The following is a 15,900-nucleotide window of genomic DNA, read 5'->3' on the forward strand; positions in this document are numbered from 1 at the left end:
GTTTGGCGGTAAACCGTTCCAAATGGAAAATTGCATATGCAGATAGTGAAGAGGTTTCGGTAGGAAATTATTCGGCTGAAAAAATATTCGACCAGCAGGAATCTACTTTTTGGTCAACTGCCTGGACAGTTTCAAAAACGCCACATCCGCATCAGCTAGTGGTAAATATGGATGATAATGTGAAAATTAAAGGTTTTAGATATTTACCCCGCACCGATAAAAGCACTAATGGTAATGTAAAATCCTATCGTTTTTATATTAAACCGAATTTGTTTTCAATTAATTAACAAATAATATTGATTCAAATTAAAAAAATAGTCAACTAACATGATTTTGTATTAAACAAACTCCTGGTAAAAACTTTAAATAGAAATAAATACAATTTAAACAAACTGTACAAAAACTTTTTTCTTTGTAATAAAAAAACCACTAAATTTAAAACGCATTGCGTTAAGTATGACAACAAACATCACAACTAATATGAAGTACTTTTTCCTAATAAAATTATTTTTAATAACTCCCGTATTACTTGCTCAAGAATTAATTACTTACGAGGCTCCGACTGGCGTAAAATATACAGCACACAACGATGATTTTACCGTAAAGGTTCGAAAACCCGGCGGTGAATGGATGGATTTATTTGAATATAACGTTCAGGTAGATTTAGACAATGTGCAAAATGCGTCGATGGTTTCCTTCGACTTTTCAGGGAAAGTGGAAGTTGCAGTGCGAAAAAATAATGGAAATATAAACAAAGCTCAAATCAGACCATTATCCTATAAAATTTCTCCTGAAGTAAATGGAAATGTAATCACTTTTACATTGGATCAACCACGCAAACTATCATTAGAAATAGATGGTGACAAATTGCATAATTTACATCTTTTTGCCAATCCAATCCTAAAAGGAAAACCAGATCCAAAAGATCCCAACGTAATTTATTTTGGCCCTGGGGTTCATCAACCTAAAGATTTACCGGGAGATGTTTTTCATATTCCTTCGGGTAAAACAGTTTATATTGACGGCGGTGCCGTTATCAAAGCTAAATTAATGATAGACCATGCACAGGATATAAAAATCATTGGACATGGTATTATTTTCCAACCGGAAAGAGGTGTTGAAATCCGTCATTCTAAAAATATAAGCATTGATGGTCCAATTTTCATCAATTCGAGTCATTATACCATCTATGGAGGACAAACTAACAATCTGACTATTCGCAATATTAAATCATTCAGCTGTAAAGGTTGGAGTGACGGTATTGATTTGATGTCCTGTTCCGATGTGCTTATAGATGATGTTTTCATGCGTAATTCAGATGACTGCATTGCTATCTATGGACATCGATGGGAGTTTTACGGCAATGCCCAGAATTACCAGATTAAAAATTCTACTCTTTGGGCTGATATTGCACATCCTACTAATATTGGCTTACATGGTAACGCCGAAGCTGGAGGTGATCTTATAGAAAACATCACTTTCAGCAATATTGACATTCTGGAACAGGATGAAGACGACCTTAATTACCAAGGATGCTTAGCTATCAGCGCCAGCGACAACAATTTAGTTCGCAACGTTACTTATGAGAATATCAGAATCGAAGATATTCAAGAAGGGCAACTCTTCAATTTCAGAGTGTATTTCAACGAAAAATATAGTGGCGCACCGGGCAAAGGAATAGAAAACCTGTTATTAAAAAACATCCAATACAACGGTAATTCAGCCAACCCATCTGTAATTAGTGGTTACAATAAAGAACGTCCTATAAAAGGGATTCAAATTGAGAATCTAAAAATCAATGGAAAATTGATTCAAAATAGCAATGAAGCTAATATCCAAATTAGAGATTTTTCAGAGGATATAAAATTTACAAAAAAATAATCCAATAAAAATGAAGAAAATATCATTCTTAATCCTTTTCTGTTTCTTCTATAATAGTATTGCTGCGCAACAGCATAACTATTTATTACATACTGATGCCAATATTTTGCGCTTGAAAGAACAAATAAAAAAGAATCAGGACGTAGAAAAAGCTTGGGAAAACCAATTACAAAAAGCAGAAGACTTATTAAAAAAAGAGCAATCCGGAACTCCCGATTTACAAGAATTAGGATTAGCTTATCGAATGACAAATGACAGACGTTTTGCCGAAAGAATTAAAAGCACTTTGTTAAATGCCATAGGACAAAAAACCTGGGAAGGAAAAGAATTACTACAACGTACTCCTGCCTGGAAAGGCGGTTTAGGAACAGCCCACACGAGTTTCTATATGGCTATTGGTTTTGACTGTGCTTATAATTACTTGACCCCAGCTGAAAGAAAACAAATTGCTCAGGGTATCGTCAAATTAGGAATCAAACCGGCTATGGATGACTGGCTTAATCCGGAAAGCAACATCCATACCTTTGATACCATGGGGCACAATTGGTGGAGTGCTTGTGTAGATATGGCTGGATTTGCTGCACTGGCAGTAATCCATGAAATACCAGAGGCTAAAAAATGGGCAAACGAAATTTCAGCAACGGCAACCGAATGGATTAATTTTTCCGGAAATGTGATGGAGAACAAACCTCTGACTTTTGGTCGCGATGGTGGTTTTTACGAAAGTATCAACTATGCCAACTTTGGATTTTCCCAATATTTACTTTTCCGTTATGCTTTTCAAAATGTTTTACCCGAAATGAAACAACCCGAAATATCAGTTATGGAAAAAATGGCTGATTTTTTCATTCATACCACTTACTACACTGCCACAGGTCCTTTATCTGTTAACTTTGGGGATGGTAGTACAAAACGAAACGGAAATGCCTGTGTTCTCTTACTTTGGAATTTAGGGTATCATAAAGATAATTATGCCTGGTATTTACAAAAAACGATGAGCGGTTCTGATAAAGAAGGATTGGAACTTGGAAGCCCGCAAGGTTTAATTTTAAATCCGGATTTAACCGATTATAAAAACATCAAATCTCCGGACTTAAAGGAATCAAAACTTTTTTCTGATCTTGGTTGGGCTACTTTGCGTGATTCATGGAGCGACAATGCCACTATGTTAGCTGTAAAAAGTGGTTTTACCTGGAATCATGCCCATGCTGATGCGGGTTCGTTTATCTTATTCCACAAAGGAAAATACCTAATCATTGACTCTGGGAATTCTTCTTACGGACGACCTGAATACAGCGAATATTACTGTCAAAGTGAAGCGCACAATGTAGCTCTTTTTAACGGAAAAGCCCAAAGTAAAAAAGACGCTTATTTTGGAGTAAAAAATGAAGGACACCTTTATAATTTGCTTGAAACTGACAAAATGAAATACATTTTTTCTGATGCTACGGGACCTACTTCCCAATGGTTTTCCCGTAACTTCCGTCACTTTTTATGGGTGGGTGATGTCATTCTTGTATTAGACGATTTAGAATCTTATAACTCTGGAAAATTCGAATGGTTATTGCATTACAATGGTGTTTCAAAACGCAGCGGATTGGATTTATCTATCAAAGAAGATAATGCAGAAGTTCTCGTTCGTTCGTTATACCCAGAAACATTTCCTGATGGTGGACTGCCTCATGATTTCCCTGAAAAAATGCGTCTCGAAGAGAAATCGGGATTAAAAGATCATGAACCGGATGTCAAACAACCGTATTGGTCTATCAGTCATTTTGAGGAAACAAACCGCACCAAATTTATTTCGGCAATTACCTTAAAAAATGACGACAATAAAGACAAATTAACTGTAATTGAACGATTTGAAGGAAAAGATTTTCTAGGTGTTCGCATTACACAAAATGGCGAAACAACAGAGATTTATTTAAACCTTTTAGCTGACGGCCGAATCAAACATCGCAACAGTCTTAATGTTATGAATGGTTGGGATACCGATTCCTATTTAATGGCACTAACTTTTCCAGAAGGCACAGATAGAAGTAATCCAAAAAACATAAAACGTCTTTTTATTTCGGATGGAAGTTATTTGCGTAAAGAAGGGAAGCCGTTAATTCATGCTCTTTCTAAATTCTTTACCATAGTTGATTTTGATGATAAAACACCTAGTCTACAATTTCAAGGACAGGATGGAGTAACTATTTCATTAGCTTCTAAAAATACTAATACAGTAATCGTTAATGGTAAAAAGCTAGAAATGAATTACGATTCGGAAACCAAACTTTCAAAATTTGTAGTGAAACAATAAAAAATGATTTTTAATAAAGATTTCAAAACTCATAAATCAAAAAGTAGTAAACTATAACCTAAACTTTACTTATCATATTAAAAGAGGCTATCCGAAAAGACTGGATATGCAAATAAAAATTACAGTCTAGGTTTGATAGCACAGTACTCATGCTGTGAAGATCATATGCAGTATAAGTGGTTCCTAATGGACCTGCTAAAAATCTGCTAAAACATATTGAGAGACAGCACCAATACCTGACCCAATATAGTTTGTTGTACCTCTTACAGGGGTAGATGCTACATAATTATTAACTATATCTACAGGTTCTCCTCTAACTACATAAGCGGTTACATTTTTTGAATTATCTAAATTCAATCTTGTATCGTTATTGATTGTACTGTCATGTAATCCTGCAGGATTGTATATGGTAGCGGGTAATCCCGTAGCCAGCGCATTGGCATTGGCTTCCTTTGCATTTTTAACAGATGTTTTATATTGTTACAAAGCATAGCCTAAACCTTGTTGGAAATCATTTTTCCAGTCTGTAAGTGATACTGTTCCTCAGTTCATAAATACATTTATTAAAAATGTACTAACAAATAGGTAACTATCTATATCTTTAAAAAAACAAAAAACCACATCTTTTTTCGATGTAGTTTTCTGTTTTTAAACTCTTACCTGTAGTTCCGACTTAAGTTTCTCGTAAATCGTGCTTTTTATTATGGTTGTTTTCTTTTCTTGCCTATAACAACGATGCCATTTGGCGTTTGTTTAACGGTTTCAAAAAAACGATCTCCGTTTTCAATATAACTACGGATATAATTTGGTGAGCGTTTTAACATATCTACGAAGTGATCCAATCGATTTTCTCCAATCATGATATTACTATTACCATTTTTTATAATATTTTCATGAATTTCTACATTGTCACCTACTTTGTAAACACCATCCTTGTCTAAAACATAATAATTAAAAAAAGTGGGGGCATCATATACTTGTACAAAAACATCAGATTTTATTTTATTATTTTTATATCTGTTATTTTTTGGAATTTCAAATTTAAGTATATCAATTTTATTAAATTCCATATTAGGACTTTCCTTTTCAAATTCATAGGCTAATACCGCAAGATACTGTTTTTTTGTTTTTTTATCTGTAAAATAAATTTCTCCATAACAATATACGTATGGTAAAGGGAAATCTTCTAATTTTAATTTTTTAAATTTAATTTCATACTCTTTTAATTTCGTTTCCGATAAAGATTTAGAAGGAAGTAAAAATGAATTAGCTTCTGCCACATAATTTTTAAAGGATAAAGGATAGTTGTTTGCGCAATACCCCCAATACCAAGAAGGTAAATAATTAGCTTCAATAGGTTGATGTGCAATCATTGTATAAGGGCTTTCATAATACACCACTTTGTTTATTTTGATATTATCTAATTTATCATAAGATTTTATTATTATAGAATTTGAAGATGATTGTCCAATAGCAAATATTGGCAGAAAAATAAGGGCATTGAATAATGTTATGATTAATTTTTTCATATTGTGAATATTTAAATTAAGATTTGAAAGGTTTTAGCTTTTTTGGTAAAGTAATACTGGCGTTAACGGAAAATCTTCTCCTTCCCAAATTTTATATGTCCCTGATATAAATGTACATGTTTCATTAGCAGTACCTATATTAATCTTAGCGGACACACTATAAGGTGCTGAAATTTTTCCCAATTTTAGGGTAGGAGTCAAAAGAACACCAGAGAAGTCGGTATTGGTCATTAGTGTACCACTATATTTAAAAGCTTCTGCTACGATTGATCCTTTAGCTTCACCACATAAATGTTCAGGATCACCTATAATAGCCATTACTGATCCTGATACTGCATTGAATCCTATTTCAATTCCTCCTTGAATCTCTGCTTTAGCAGCTGTTGAATCATCTAAAGCCCCTTTTATATCAATGGATCCAGTTGCTGAACCTAAATTTAATTCAGCAAACATATTTATGGCACCAATTGAATATATTGGAATTCTTATGGTAGGCATTGTTTGTGTTAAAGTTCCTTTTAAATCAAATGACGTTGCATTACCATATTTAGTGCCATCGGCATACATATCCACATTTTTGCTTTCTATGGTTCCTGATAAAGTTAAGAATTTTGAACTTTCACTAATCTTACTTCCACTTGTTTTTGATTCTACGAAAGCTTTAATGTTTTCAGCCATATCATTTATTTTTGTTTTTACACCATCAATTTTAGAAGCATAACTAATCTTATTTTCATTCACAATTTGAATGTTTCCTGTTGCTCCAATACCGCTTGATGCACATGATGCAATAACAGAAGTTGAATTTGTACCCGAATAAGTAGCTGACGAATTATTACCAGTAACGCCGTTACCTGACCATGTTACGTCTCCACCAAAAGAAGTTGTCATATCCATACTTGCTTGTCTTGCCGAACCACTATTTACCATTACCAGTGTTTGTCCGTTACTAACGGTTCTATTTGGATTGTTAGAATCAGTGATTGAAAAAGAACCTTCTAATAGGGGCACATTTTGAAAATAACAATATGCAGGGTAGTTACTGCAAATATCATTCAAAACAAAAGGATTAGTATAATCAAGGTTATAATAAATGTATTTTATAGGATCATGATAATAATTAAAAACAACTACTTCATGTAGTTGAGTAGTCAAAGCTAATGTTGCATTTAGGTCCGCATCACTCATGGCTATTAGTAAAGTCATATCAGCTGTGTTTGTAGTACCATCACCATTATAATCTATAAAGTCATTATTTGGATTACTATCATTGTTTACATCATTAATGTAAGTTTGAGTGTCAGTATAAGCCTTGATTTCAACGCCAGCATCTTCAAATTGCTGTAAAATGGCCGTTGTTTGAGCGTCAAGTCCCAAGTCTTGCCAATCTTGCGCAACACTGCTTTGCCCCATCAATAAACATAATAACGTAAAGGCTAATATATAATATTTCTTCATAGTTCTTATTTTTTAATTAAAATTGAAGTTTTTACTTCGGTACCGTAGGTCAGGTGTAAGAGATAGTACCCAGACGGAGCATTAAGGCTTATGGTTTTGTTTTGAGCACCTGGATTTAGATTGTTCCATTGGGTTGTAAACAACATTTGCCCTGATAGACTGTGTACACTTGCAGTAACATTAGTACTTTCAGTTAAATCAAAACTCAATTCAAAACTGCTGCTAAACGGGTTAGGGTACACCACTACTTTAGAGAGTATTTCGCTTGCAACGGTAACGGTAGTTTGGGCTTGTTTTTTTTCTAAAATCAGGTACATGGGCTTTTCGTTCTCCCGTTCCCTGATGTTAAAGAGTTGGAGGTTGCCCACTAGATACAAGGATTCCTCGGTTTGCAATAGTTGCAGTTTAGCCTCCTTAAATTCATAGGTATTAAGGCTTCCTTTATAAAAATGCTCTGTACGCTTTATTTTAGAATCATGAAACACAATGGCATCGTCCTGAATTTTGGCGGTAAAGACAGCTGTGTCGCCTTCGATTTCTCTCCACTCGCCGGCGAGTTGCTTGCCATCTTGCTGGAGGTCTATTTGCAGTGGGGTTTTGCTGATGATGTTCTGACCGCTCCAGTCGTAACGCAACAAATATCCTGTATAATTGCCCGAAATATTGGCAGTAATCGGGGCTTGTTTTACTTTCTTGAAAGTTTCAGGTGCCACAGTTTCGGTAATGCTAATTACCTCAGGGATAGTTATAGAAACGGTTTTTTCCTGATTAGGGTTGGCGTTTTCGGGTTCAGGATCTGCTAATTCTTTTTCAGAATCTTTGAATCCCAATGCCGCCGATTTGTTGAGCCAGTATTTTGCTTTTTCTGTGTCTATTGCTACACCATAACCGTTTCGGTAGCACAAACCGAGCATATACATCGCCACGGGATTTCTTTTTTCGGCAGCCAACTCAAATAATTCAATTGCTTTGGCATAATCTTGTGGGAAGCCAAAGCCTTTGTAATGCAGGTAGCCTAAGGAATAGAGGCAAGCAGCGTTGCCTTTGTCTGCTCCTTGTTGGAATATGCTTATTGCTAATGGATAATTTTGTGCAGTTCCCTTGCCTTTCATCACCATTCCGCCCCAGGTATTCCATGCAGTATCATAACCTCCTTTTGCCGCTTTTTCGAAACAAACTATAGCTTTTTCCTGGTTTTGGGTTGCGCCAACACCCTCTTTATACAATAATCCTAAATTGTACCAGGCTTTGGCATAGCCATTTTCGGCTGCTTTCTCGAGCCAGTTGATCCCTTGCTGCTCATCTACTGCCACGCCTATTCCTTTGCTGTAAAGTAAGCCAAGTCCATTCATGGCTTCGGCATTACCTGCGGCTGCCTGTTGTTGGTAAGTAGCCAGTGCAGCTGTGGGATTATAATAGCTGCTGCCTTCTATGAGTTGCAATCTGGCGGTCAATAATGCCTTTTTAGCCTCTGGGGATTCTTGCGAATAGCCCAACATGCTGCCTAGGAGTAGCAATAGGCATACCCCTTTTTGTGTAGTTTTTTTCATTGATTTGTATTTAAAGATTAATTATTTAAGTGATTTTTAACCACAAAGCTCACAAAGTATTTGTAAATTTTACTAAGGTTTTTCTTACTTTATAAAAGGTTTATGGCGCGCAGATTAATCAGATTCCAGCAGATTTTGTTTATTCCAATTCTCCAGTTTCGTCTCCCTCCCCTTTACTTCGTCTGTTCGAGTTGGCTTACAATTTGCGATAGAAAATTGTAAGCCAGTATTGAGAACTCTTGTACAGACAAGGCTTCTCGATACAATTTCAAATAATAAAGCTTCGCATTATCATTTAAAACCACTCGAAGTGACAACTAAAAAGCTTAACTTAATGACATTGGTCGCCCGTAAAGAGAGGTTTGGGATTCTACCAAGTCAGGACGCTTTTAGCGGTTGTGTTTTTAGATTTACTTTGAGCTATTAGGGCATCGAGTTGTTTTAACAATTCGGGTTTTTCCTTTTCAACATCCCGCACAAAAAAAATGACATCCTGAGTGTGATCAATCATTCCCCTCTCCCGGGCTACCAGGTATTTCAATTGATAAACGGATAATTCTGTTAGTGTTTTATCTTTATCTAAACCTGTAGTTAAACCTTCTACCTGCAGTTGCTCCCAATTTCTAGAAGCAATCCTTTTAGCTTCTTTTAAGTTTTTATTCAATAACCATTTCTTTACTTGATCTGTAGTAAGAATTTTGGTTACATCATCATATTCTGATGGAACTGCTTTGGGAACTATAGCAGTAGATTCTTTCTCTTTATTTTCAAACTTAATCCGTTCAAGCTGACTGTATTTAAACAAAAGAGTATCTATCTGTTTTTTAGTTAGTTCCAATTCTTTCTCGCATTTAATTACCGAGGAATATTTATTGTCTGCATAATTACCATCAGATAATATATTAACATGAATCAAAAGAAAAGGTTCTTCAAGCGCTATTTTGTTAGTCCATAAATCTCTTTGAGCTTTATCATATCGTTCTGCTTTTTTGTCTAAAAAACCATTTTTGACAAAATGGTACATCAAAATTTTAACAAATTCGGTTTTGTCATTTTCATTGGCTACCAATTTGAGTTTTATAATTTTATCCCAGTCATTTTTAGCATCTTCCATCGATTGCTCTTTGTAAATTATCCTGTGCAGTAATATAAATTGATCTTTAGAAAGGATTTGGAATAACTTATCATCGTAAACCCAAATCGTTTCTTTAGCAGACATTTTTGAATCCTCCCCTAAAGAGAAGTTTTGTTTACGTATTTCACTGATTTGTGCGGCATCTAATTTTAACTCTTTCGCAAATTTTAAAGCTGCCAAAAAACGATTGTCTTTATTCATTTCATATTCATAACTCTCTAATTGATCCTTAGATAAAATGGGCTTCAAAAAATTAATGTCAATGGTATAACAGGATTTTAACATAGAAGCTGGCTTGCCATTGGTCAGGCTAATATTGGCCAAACGATCTTTCTCAAGAAGTTTGTTCCCTATTTGAATTTGTTTGTCTTCAGTCAGATTTATTTTTGAAACCACATCCTCTATTTTATAAATAATGTATGCAGGAAATCGTTTACTCAGGTTTTGACTTAGTTGTGCCTGACTTATAACAGGCAGACACAGAATTATCAGGAATAATATTTTTGTTTTCATCATTAATTTAGTTATTGAAATTGATTTTTCTCCACCTTATCCACCTGGTATAAAGGGATTCTACCAGGTCAGGGCATTTTTTACAGCTGTATTTTTAGATTTAGTCTGGTTTATGAAATCAAGCTGTTTTAATAATTCGGGTCTTTTCTTTTCGACATTCCACTTCATCAAAGCAGCTTCGTGGGTATTATAGATTATTTCCCTTTCTCGGGCAATAAGATATTCCAATTGATAAGCAGCCAGAACTTTAACAGTAGCATTCATTTCTAAATTATTGGCAAGGCCTTCTTTTTTTAATTTTTCCCATAAAGCCTTTGCATCATTATTTGAAAATTCCCGATTTTTAAATGCCAGCCATTTCTCTACTTGTTCTTTGGTTAGTATATGAACAATATTTTCATATTCTGTAGGAGAAGTCGCGGTAGATTTTCTTACTTTATTTTCAAAACGTGCACGTTCAATTTGGATGTATTTAGACAAAAGGCTGTCTATTTGAATTTTCGTTAATCCTAATTCCTTTTCAAATTTGAGAACAGTAGTATATCGATTGTTTTTATAAATTCCATTGGTAAATATATTGGCTCGTATTAAAACAGGGGGCTCTTTTAGTACTAAGTTTTTTGTTATTTCTTCTATCTTATTATTATCATATTTTTCGGCCTTTTCATCCAGAATACTATTTTTAATCACGTGATAATTAAAAATTTTAGTGAATTCGGTTTTCTCATTTTTCTCATCTAACAGTTTGAGTTGTTTTATTTTTATCCAGTCCTTTTGGGCATCTTCTATTGATTGCTTTTTATATATTGTCTGGAGGAGAAAAACGTATTGTTCTTTTGATAAAATCTTACTGAGCTTAGTGTTATAAAACCCAAAAGTTTTTTTTGCCGTCATGGGAGCAACATTGCCTAAGGAGTCATTTTGATTACGTATTTCACTTATCTGAGTTTTACTTAATTTTAATTGAGTAGCAAATTTTAAGGCTACTAAAAAACGATTGTCTTTATCTATAAGATACTTATAGTCGTCAATTTCTTCTGCTGACAAAATGGGTTTCAAAAAATTAGCATCAATGGTATAATAGGATTTTAATTTAGAAACAGCTTCGCCATTGATAAGGCTGGTATTGGCCAAACGATCTTTCTCCAGAAGTTTTTCAGCAATTTGAATTTGTTTGGCTTCGGTCAAATTTATTTTTGAAACTACATTCTCTACTTCATAGACAATATGTGCAGGAAATCGCTTGCTTAAGTTTTGGCTTAGTTGCGCCTGACTCATATAAGTTAAGCAGAGACAAACGCATAATAATAGTGTTTTAATCATCTTTTTTATATTTAATATTGTTATTGACATTGACATTGAAAGTTTTTATTTTATTTTATTCATTTCAACTCTCCATTTTAGGCTCCCTCTTCGCCATGTCGATAGTTTCCGGGTGGGGATTAAAACCAGGTTCTTTCATTAGTATCATCTATTATAAAAGGACGTTCTAATCCTTTGCTATCACTAGCCAGGAATAACAGTAAAGCATTTTTAGGCACCTTGGTAAATAACATCGATTCTACAGCACTGGTTACTCCTCTGGTTTCAATAAGTTTCCAACCGTTATTCCAGTAGAATAGTTTATAAATTACACCCAATTTAAATCGCAGGTATCCATCCTTTTCGGCAATTACCACATCTCTGGTTTGTGTAAGATCAGGAAGTAATACCTTAGGTTCTTCATTTTTATTTCCAACAATAACAGGAGCTCCTGCAGGGATAAATTTTCCATTACTGTAATATTGCGGCAACAAAACAGTTCCCTTACAAATGGAGCTAAAAAGAGTCTGTCCATTTTCTACCTTTCCCCACCAAAAAGGTCTCCAGCTTAGTCCGTTAAAAGTGGTTGCAAATACAATTTTGGAAGCAGTCGTTGAAGTATATAATGGGCATTTTACATCAGTAGTTCCCCAATAGTCTTTGGTTACATCGATATAATTTTGTTGTTGTAAAAAACCAACAGGAATATTGTTTTTATCTTCAAAGCTGGCTAAAGTTTGTGGCTGTTTAGAATAAGTCATCCTAAGGACTTTAGCAGGCTCTCTCTCTAAATTTTCGTTAAAATATTTCGAACCAAAATCACAATTAAATACTTTCATTGAATTATCAAAAAAGCTATTCATAAAGTGACCTCCTGTGGATGTAGCCCAAAAAGGAATTACATTTACTGCTGCAGGTATTCCCTGAGAACGCAGCGTAAACACTCCCAAATCAGCAAGGTCAGGGCAAGGTCCCTCCTTTCTAAATAGTAATTGTAAAGCCCCAAGTCTTGGTAAGGGTTCTTTACGAGGGGCATTCCAAGTATTAGTAAACCAAAAGATATAATCATCTTTGAGAGAATACATTACCGTTTTAAATCCTTTTGAAGGAATTTGTTCGTTTATCCACTTGAATTTATCAGCATAAACTGCACGCCAATTTTGCAAAGGCTCCTCACTCACCCTATAAGGCAAAATGTATTCGCAAAAGTCATCAAAAGAGATATTCTTTATCGCAGAAGAATGCCAGGCCACGAAAGCTTTTTCCATATTTTGTATTAAATAATCAGCTGTTATCACTTCGATATCTTTATAAATAATGGGTTTGGGTTTCAATCCCGGATTTTTTTCCTTGATAGCCTCAAAAGCTGTTTTGGCTTGTTCAAAATCAGGATAATCTAATTCGTTATAGGTTATTTTTTTACCAGTAACATTTTCCCAGTAATAATCGGATGAGGAGTGAATATCCATATTAGCAATCAAAAACTGCATGGCTTTTATTTTCAAGGAATCACCGGTTTTGTTGCTGTACTGCAATGCTTTTTCCAGTTCAGATCTATTGGTACCTGCTTTTTTCAGAGCTGCTTCTACTGCTACAGGATGTTGAGCTTGCAGGAATAATGGAAAGAATAGAAAAAGGTATTTAATGGAGTGTAACATGTTTTATTAATATTTAAAAAATTGAAGATTGAATTTGTTATGATCATTGAAATTGTTGGTTGTTTGTTTTTTGTGAGCTAAGTTCCTTCAGCAAACCCCGACAGATGTTTTTATATCGTTCCACTTTTTCAGATGGAATTTTTGGTTTCATTTGGATAATTTCCTGAGCCAGAAAAATAGCTTTAGAGAAGTTTTTATTCTTAAAATAAGTTTCCAGTAACAGCATCCGATATAAAAATTTGGAAGGATATAAGGCAATCAATGTTTCGTATTGTTGAATTACTTTTGGATATTGATGTAGTTTTTCATAACAAATTCCTGCTCCCATATAAAATTCTGGTAAGGTGCTCAATGCCTTTGCCTTTTTGAAACAAATTATTGCTTCTTGAAATTTTTGTGCTTTAAAGTAGATATGACCATAGTTATCCCAATAATGGCTGTCTTCTTTTAGATAGGGTTCTAAATCAGGCATAATTTGAAGGGATTGCTCATAATGTCCAGCTTCTTTTAGGAGTTTTGCTTCTTTGTTTTTTCTGTCTGCCGTAGCCATTCCTAAAAGCAGGTATAACAAATACACACTAATAGCAATAATTACAGTTTTAGAAGCAATAGAAAAGGCTTTGCTTCTTCTGACAAATGAAAGGAATCGGGGAATTTCTATCGGGTTTAATGTGCTGCAAACAATAGCGGCATAAATGATTAACAAACACATTATAGGCACAATCTGAATGGTAGAATTAACCATCGACATCCCTATAAAAGATACAACTCCTGCATAAGCTAAATGGAATACACTGTTTTTTGCTTGAGAAACAGCTTCAGTATTCAGTTTTTTTTGTTCTGTTCTGTTTTTTTGCTTTACAGCAAAAAGAAGCGAACCAAAAAAAAGTGAAATCAATATTAAACCAATAATTCCCCCTTCGACTACATTTTGAATTAACTCATTATGAGGCATAATTACAGGACCTGCATTGGCTACTTCTTCGGCAGTTGCTTTATCATTTTGAATATAATTGGCCTGGTATAAATTGTATTCTTTTTCAAAAGAGCCATAGCCATAACCTGTTACCGGTCTTTCAAATGCCATAATTGCAGATACCTTCCAAATAAATTTTCTCCCATCAGCCGAATCTTTTTTGGCGTTATACAATTGGGAACTTAATGGAATAATAATCAACAAACCCAGAATCAGTAATGCTTTAGCGGAAGTGTTGTTTTTCTTGTTTTTGACCCAATTAATAAATTGATATTCTAAACCATAGAAAACAATGATTGATAAAACAGTGCCAATAAAAGCGGCTCTGCATTTGAGTAATAATAAGGAGATTAGCACAGAAAGAAAACCAGTCAGTACTATTTTTTTGTATTTATCCTGAAATAAATTCAAGAACACAGGAACTGTCAAGGCTAAAAAGATGGCAGTAACATTAGGATTATTCCAACTACCTGTAACAGCAAAGAGTTTGCTTTGACTTTTGAATCCTCCAAAAAACTGTCCAATGCAATACATTGATTCCCCCATTGCAATTCCAGCAATGCTGACAAAAAATAGTTTGAATTTGAAGTTTGGAGAACTAAAAAGTGTGGTTGCTTTAAGAAGCAAAAAATAAAGAGCAACACTATAAATCGTAAAAACGAGTGTTCCAGTATTGGTGAAATAATGTATTAGGACATAGAAACAGCATAATCCAAATAAAAGAAGAGGTATTTTAAATGTAACAGTCCGATTATTAGTTATTTGAAAATGATATGGAGTAATTGCAAAAAACAAAACAGTTATACAGAACCCATAATAAGCGGCAGAAGTGGAACTATAAAAATATTCGGTATTGACTAGTCCTGCTATAATGATAATGACAAGTAAAATCCTTGATAAATTGGACAATAGAATAGTTGTTTTGAACATTATTTTCAATTTGCTTGTTATGATTAAAATTTAACAGGATTTTTAAACTGTTAGCAAATTATAATTTTATTTCAGCACAACTGTTCTGAACTGTTTGTTAAAAACACACTTTAAACAGATAAAAACACACAAAACACTATTTAACAACTAGTTATACAATTAAATAAATAAGAAAAATATGTAATTTAATCTGATTCTTAGTTTTAGGTTTAGTGAGCTCTTTCTGGAATTGAGAATTGTTATTCAAAATCTGGAATGTAAAAAACGAACTACACAGGTTTTCAGTAAAAGAATCAAAAAACGGAAAAATAATCCGTCAGGAACATACCAACTAAAACTATTAAATAAAATTTATAAACAACCTAATAAGGAGTAACTAATCGTTAGTTAAAAAACAGGAAATCGAGATGATTTCCTGTTTTTTTGTACTGATTCTAATTTTCATAAAATAAGACTTCAAATCAGGTAACTTTTTTTGAAGATTGTCTTTTCCTTTAGCTAAATCAGTATTAAAACAATAGCTCTCAATTTCATATTCACTTAAAAAATTAACAATAAATTACACTTAAAATTACATTAAGCGTTTTTTTATTATTAAAAAACAACAAAAAACACAATTACATCAGTATGGTTCAGAACAGTTAGGTCATTTTAATACAATAT

The 15,900-nt window shown here is 33.9% G+C and carries 10 protein-coding genes; 3 read left to right on the top strand and 7 right to left on the bottom strand.

Annotated elements, in window-relative coordinates; genetic code table 11:
• From EOD40_RS16210 to EOD40_RS16220, 3 genes are all read left to right on the top strand, one after another.
• Positions 1-287 (top strand): discoidin domain-containing protein (locus EOD40_RS16210; RefSeq protein WP_164905497.1); only part of this gene is annotated, 287 nt, incomplete at its 5' end.
• 193 nt (positions 288-480) lie between these two features.
• Positions 481-1,881 (top strand): glycosyl hydrolase family 28 protein, encoded by a 1,401-nt coding sequence (locus EOD40_RS16215; protein WP_128197320.1) that lies wholly within the window; start codon positions 481-483, stop codon positions 1,879-1,881.
• A 10-nt stretch (positions 1,882-1,891) separates the two neighbouring features.
• Positions 1,892-4,186 carry a heparinase II/III domain-containing protein gene (locus EOD40_RS16220; protein WP_128197322.1) on the top strand — a complete coding sequence of 765 codons (2,295 nt, stop codon included), beginning with the start codon at positions 1,892-1,894 and terminating at the stop codon, positions 4,184-4,186.
• Positions 4,187-4,887: 701 nt separating this feature from the next.
• Here the strand turns inward: EOD40_RS16220 and EOD40_RS16225 are convergent.
• The 7 genes from EOD40_RS16225 to EOD40_RS16255 all read right to left on the bottom strand — a co-directional run bounded on the left by EOD40_RS16225 (position 4,888) and on the right by EOD40_RS16255 (position 15,237).
• Positions 4,888-5,715 (bottom strand): hypothetical protein, encoded by an 828-nt coding sequence (locus EOD40_RS16225; protein WP_128197324.1) that lies wholly within the window; start codon positions 5,713-5,715, stop codon positions 4,888-4,890.
• 33 nt (positions 5,716-5,748) lie between these two features.
• Entirely contained in the window at positions 5,749-7,173 is a 1,425-nt protein-coding gene (locus tag EOD40_RS16230) for a hypothetical protein (RefSeq protein WP_128197325.1), read from the bottom strand.
• A gap of 5 nt (positions 7,174-7,178) precedes the next feature.
• Positions 7,179-8,723 carry a T9SS type A sorting domain-containing protein gene (locus EOD40_RS16235; RefSeq protein ID WP_128197327.1) on the bottom strand — a complete coding sequence of 515 codons (1,545 nt, stop codon included), beginning with the start codon at positions 8,721-8,723 and terminating at the stop codon, positions 7,179-7,181.
• A gap of 370 nt (positions 8,724-9,093) precedes the next feature.
• A complete protein-coding gene (locus EOD40_RS16240) occupies positions 9,094-10,374 on the bottom strand; it encodes a hypothetical protein (protein ID WP_128197329.1) in 1,281 nt (426 codons plus the stop codon).
• Between the two features lie 57 nt (positions 10,375-10,431).
• Entirely contained in the window at positions 10,432-11,694 is a 1,263-nt protein-coding gene (locus EOD40_RS16245) for a hypothetical protein (protein ID WP_128197331.1), read from the bottom strand.
• A 119-nt stretch (positions 11,695-11,813) separates the two neighbouring features.
• Positions 11,814-13,331: a transglutaminase domain-containing protein gene (locus tag EOD40_RS16250; RefSeq protein ID WP_128197333.1), complete on the bottom strand. Its 1,518-nt coding sequence runs from the start codon at positions 13,329-13,331 to the stop codon at positions 11,814-11,816.
• A gap of 43 nt (positions 13,332-13,374) precedes the next feature.
• Positions 13,375-15,237: a tetratricopeptide repeat protein gene (locus EOD40_RS16255; RefSeq protein WP_128197335.1), complete on the bottom strand. Its 1,863-nt coding sequence runs from the start codon at positions 15,235-15,237 to the stop codon at positions 13,375-13,377.
• Positions 15,238-15,900: the final 663 nt, after the last annotated feature.

Origin of the sequence: Flavobacterium sufflavum (assembly GCF_004016525.1) — a bacterium.
In the GTDB taxonomy this organism is placed as follows: Bacteria; Bacteroidota; Bacteroidia; order Flavobacteriales; family Flavobacteriaceae; genus Flavobacterium; species Flavobacterium sufflavum.

What these genes read in the sequence shown, in the direction of transcription:
- EOD40_RS16250 (WP_128197333.1), bottom strand. Translation starts at nt 13,331, where the DNA reads ATGTTACACTCCATTAAATACCTTTTTCTATTCTTTCCATTATTCCTG.
- EOD40_RS16235 (WP_128197327.1), bottom strand. Translation starts at nt 8,723, where the DNA reads ATGAAAAAAACTACACAAAAAGGGGTATGCCTATTGCTACTCCTAGGC.
- EOD40_RS16245 (WP_128197331.1), bottom strand. Translation starts at nt 11,694, where the DNA reads ATGATTAAAACACTATTATTATGCGTTTGTCTCTGCTTAACTTATATG.
- EOD40_RS16220 (WP_128197322.1), top strand. Translation starts at nt 1,892, where the DNA reads ATGAAGAAAATATCATTCTTAATCCTTTTCTGTTTCTTCTATAATAGT.
- EOD40_RS16215 (WP_128197320.1), top strand. Translation starts at nt 481, where the DNA reads ATGAAGTACTTTTTCCTAATAAAATTATTTTTAATAACTCCCGTATTA.
- EOD40_RS16255 (WP_128197335.1), bottom strand. Translation starts at nt 15,237, where the DNA reads ATGTTCAAAACAACTATTCTATTGTCCAATTTATCAAGGATTTTACTT.
- EOD40_RS16230 (WP_128197325.1), bottom strand. Translation starts at nt 7,173, where the DNA reads ATGAAGAAATATTATATATTAGCCTTTACGTTATTATGTTTATTGATG.
- EOD40_RS16225 (WP_128197324.1), bottom strand. Translation starts at nt 5,715, where the DNA reads ATGAAAAAATTAATCATAACATTATTCAATGCCCTTATTTTTCTGCCA.
- EOD40_RS16240 (WP_128197329.1), bottom strand. Translation starts at nt 10,374, where the DNA reads ATGATGAAAACAAAAATATTATTCCTGATAATTCTGTGTCTGCCTGTT.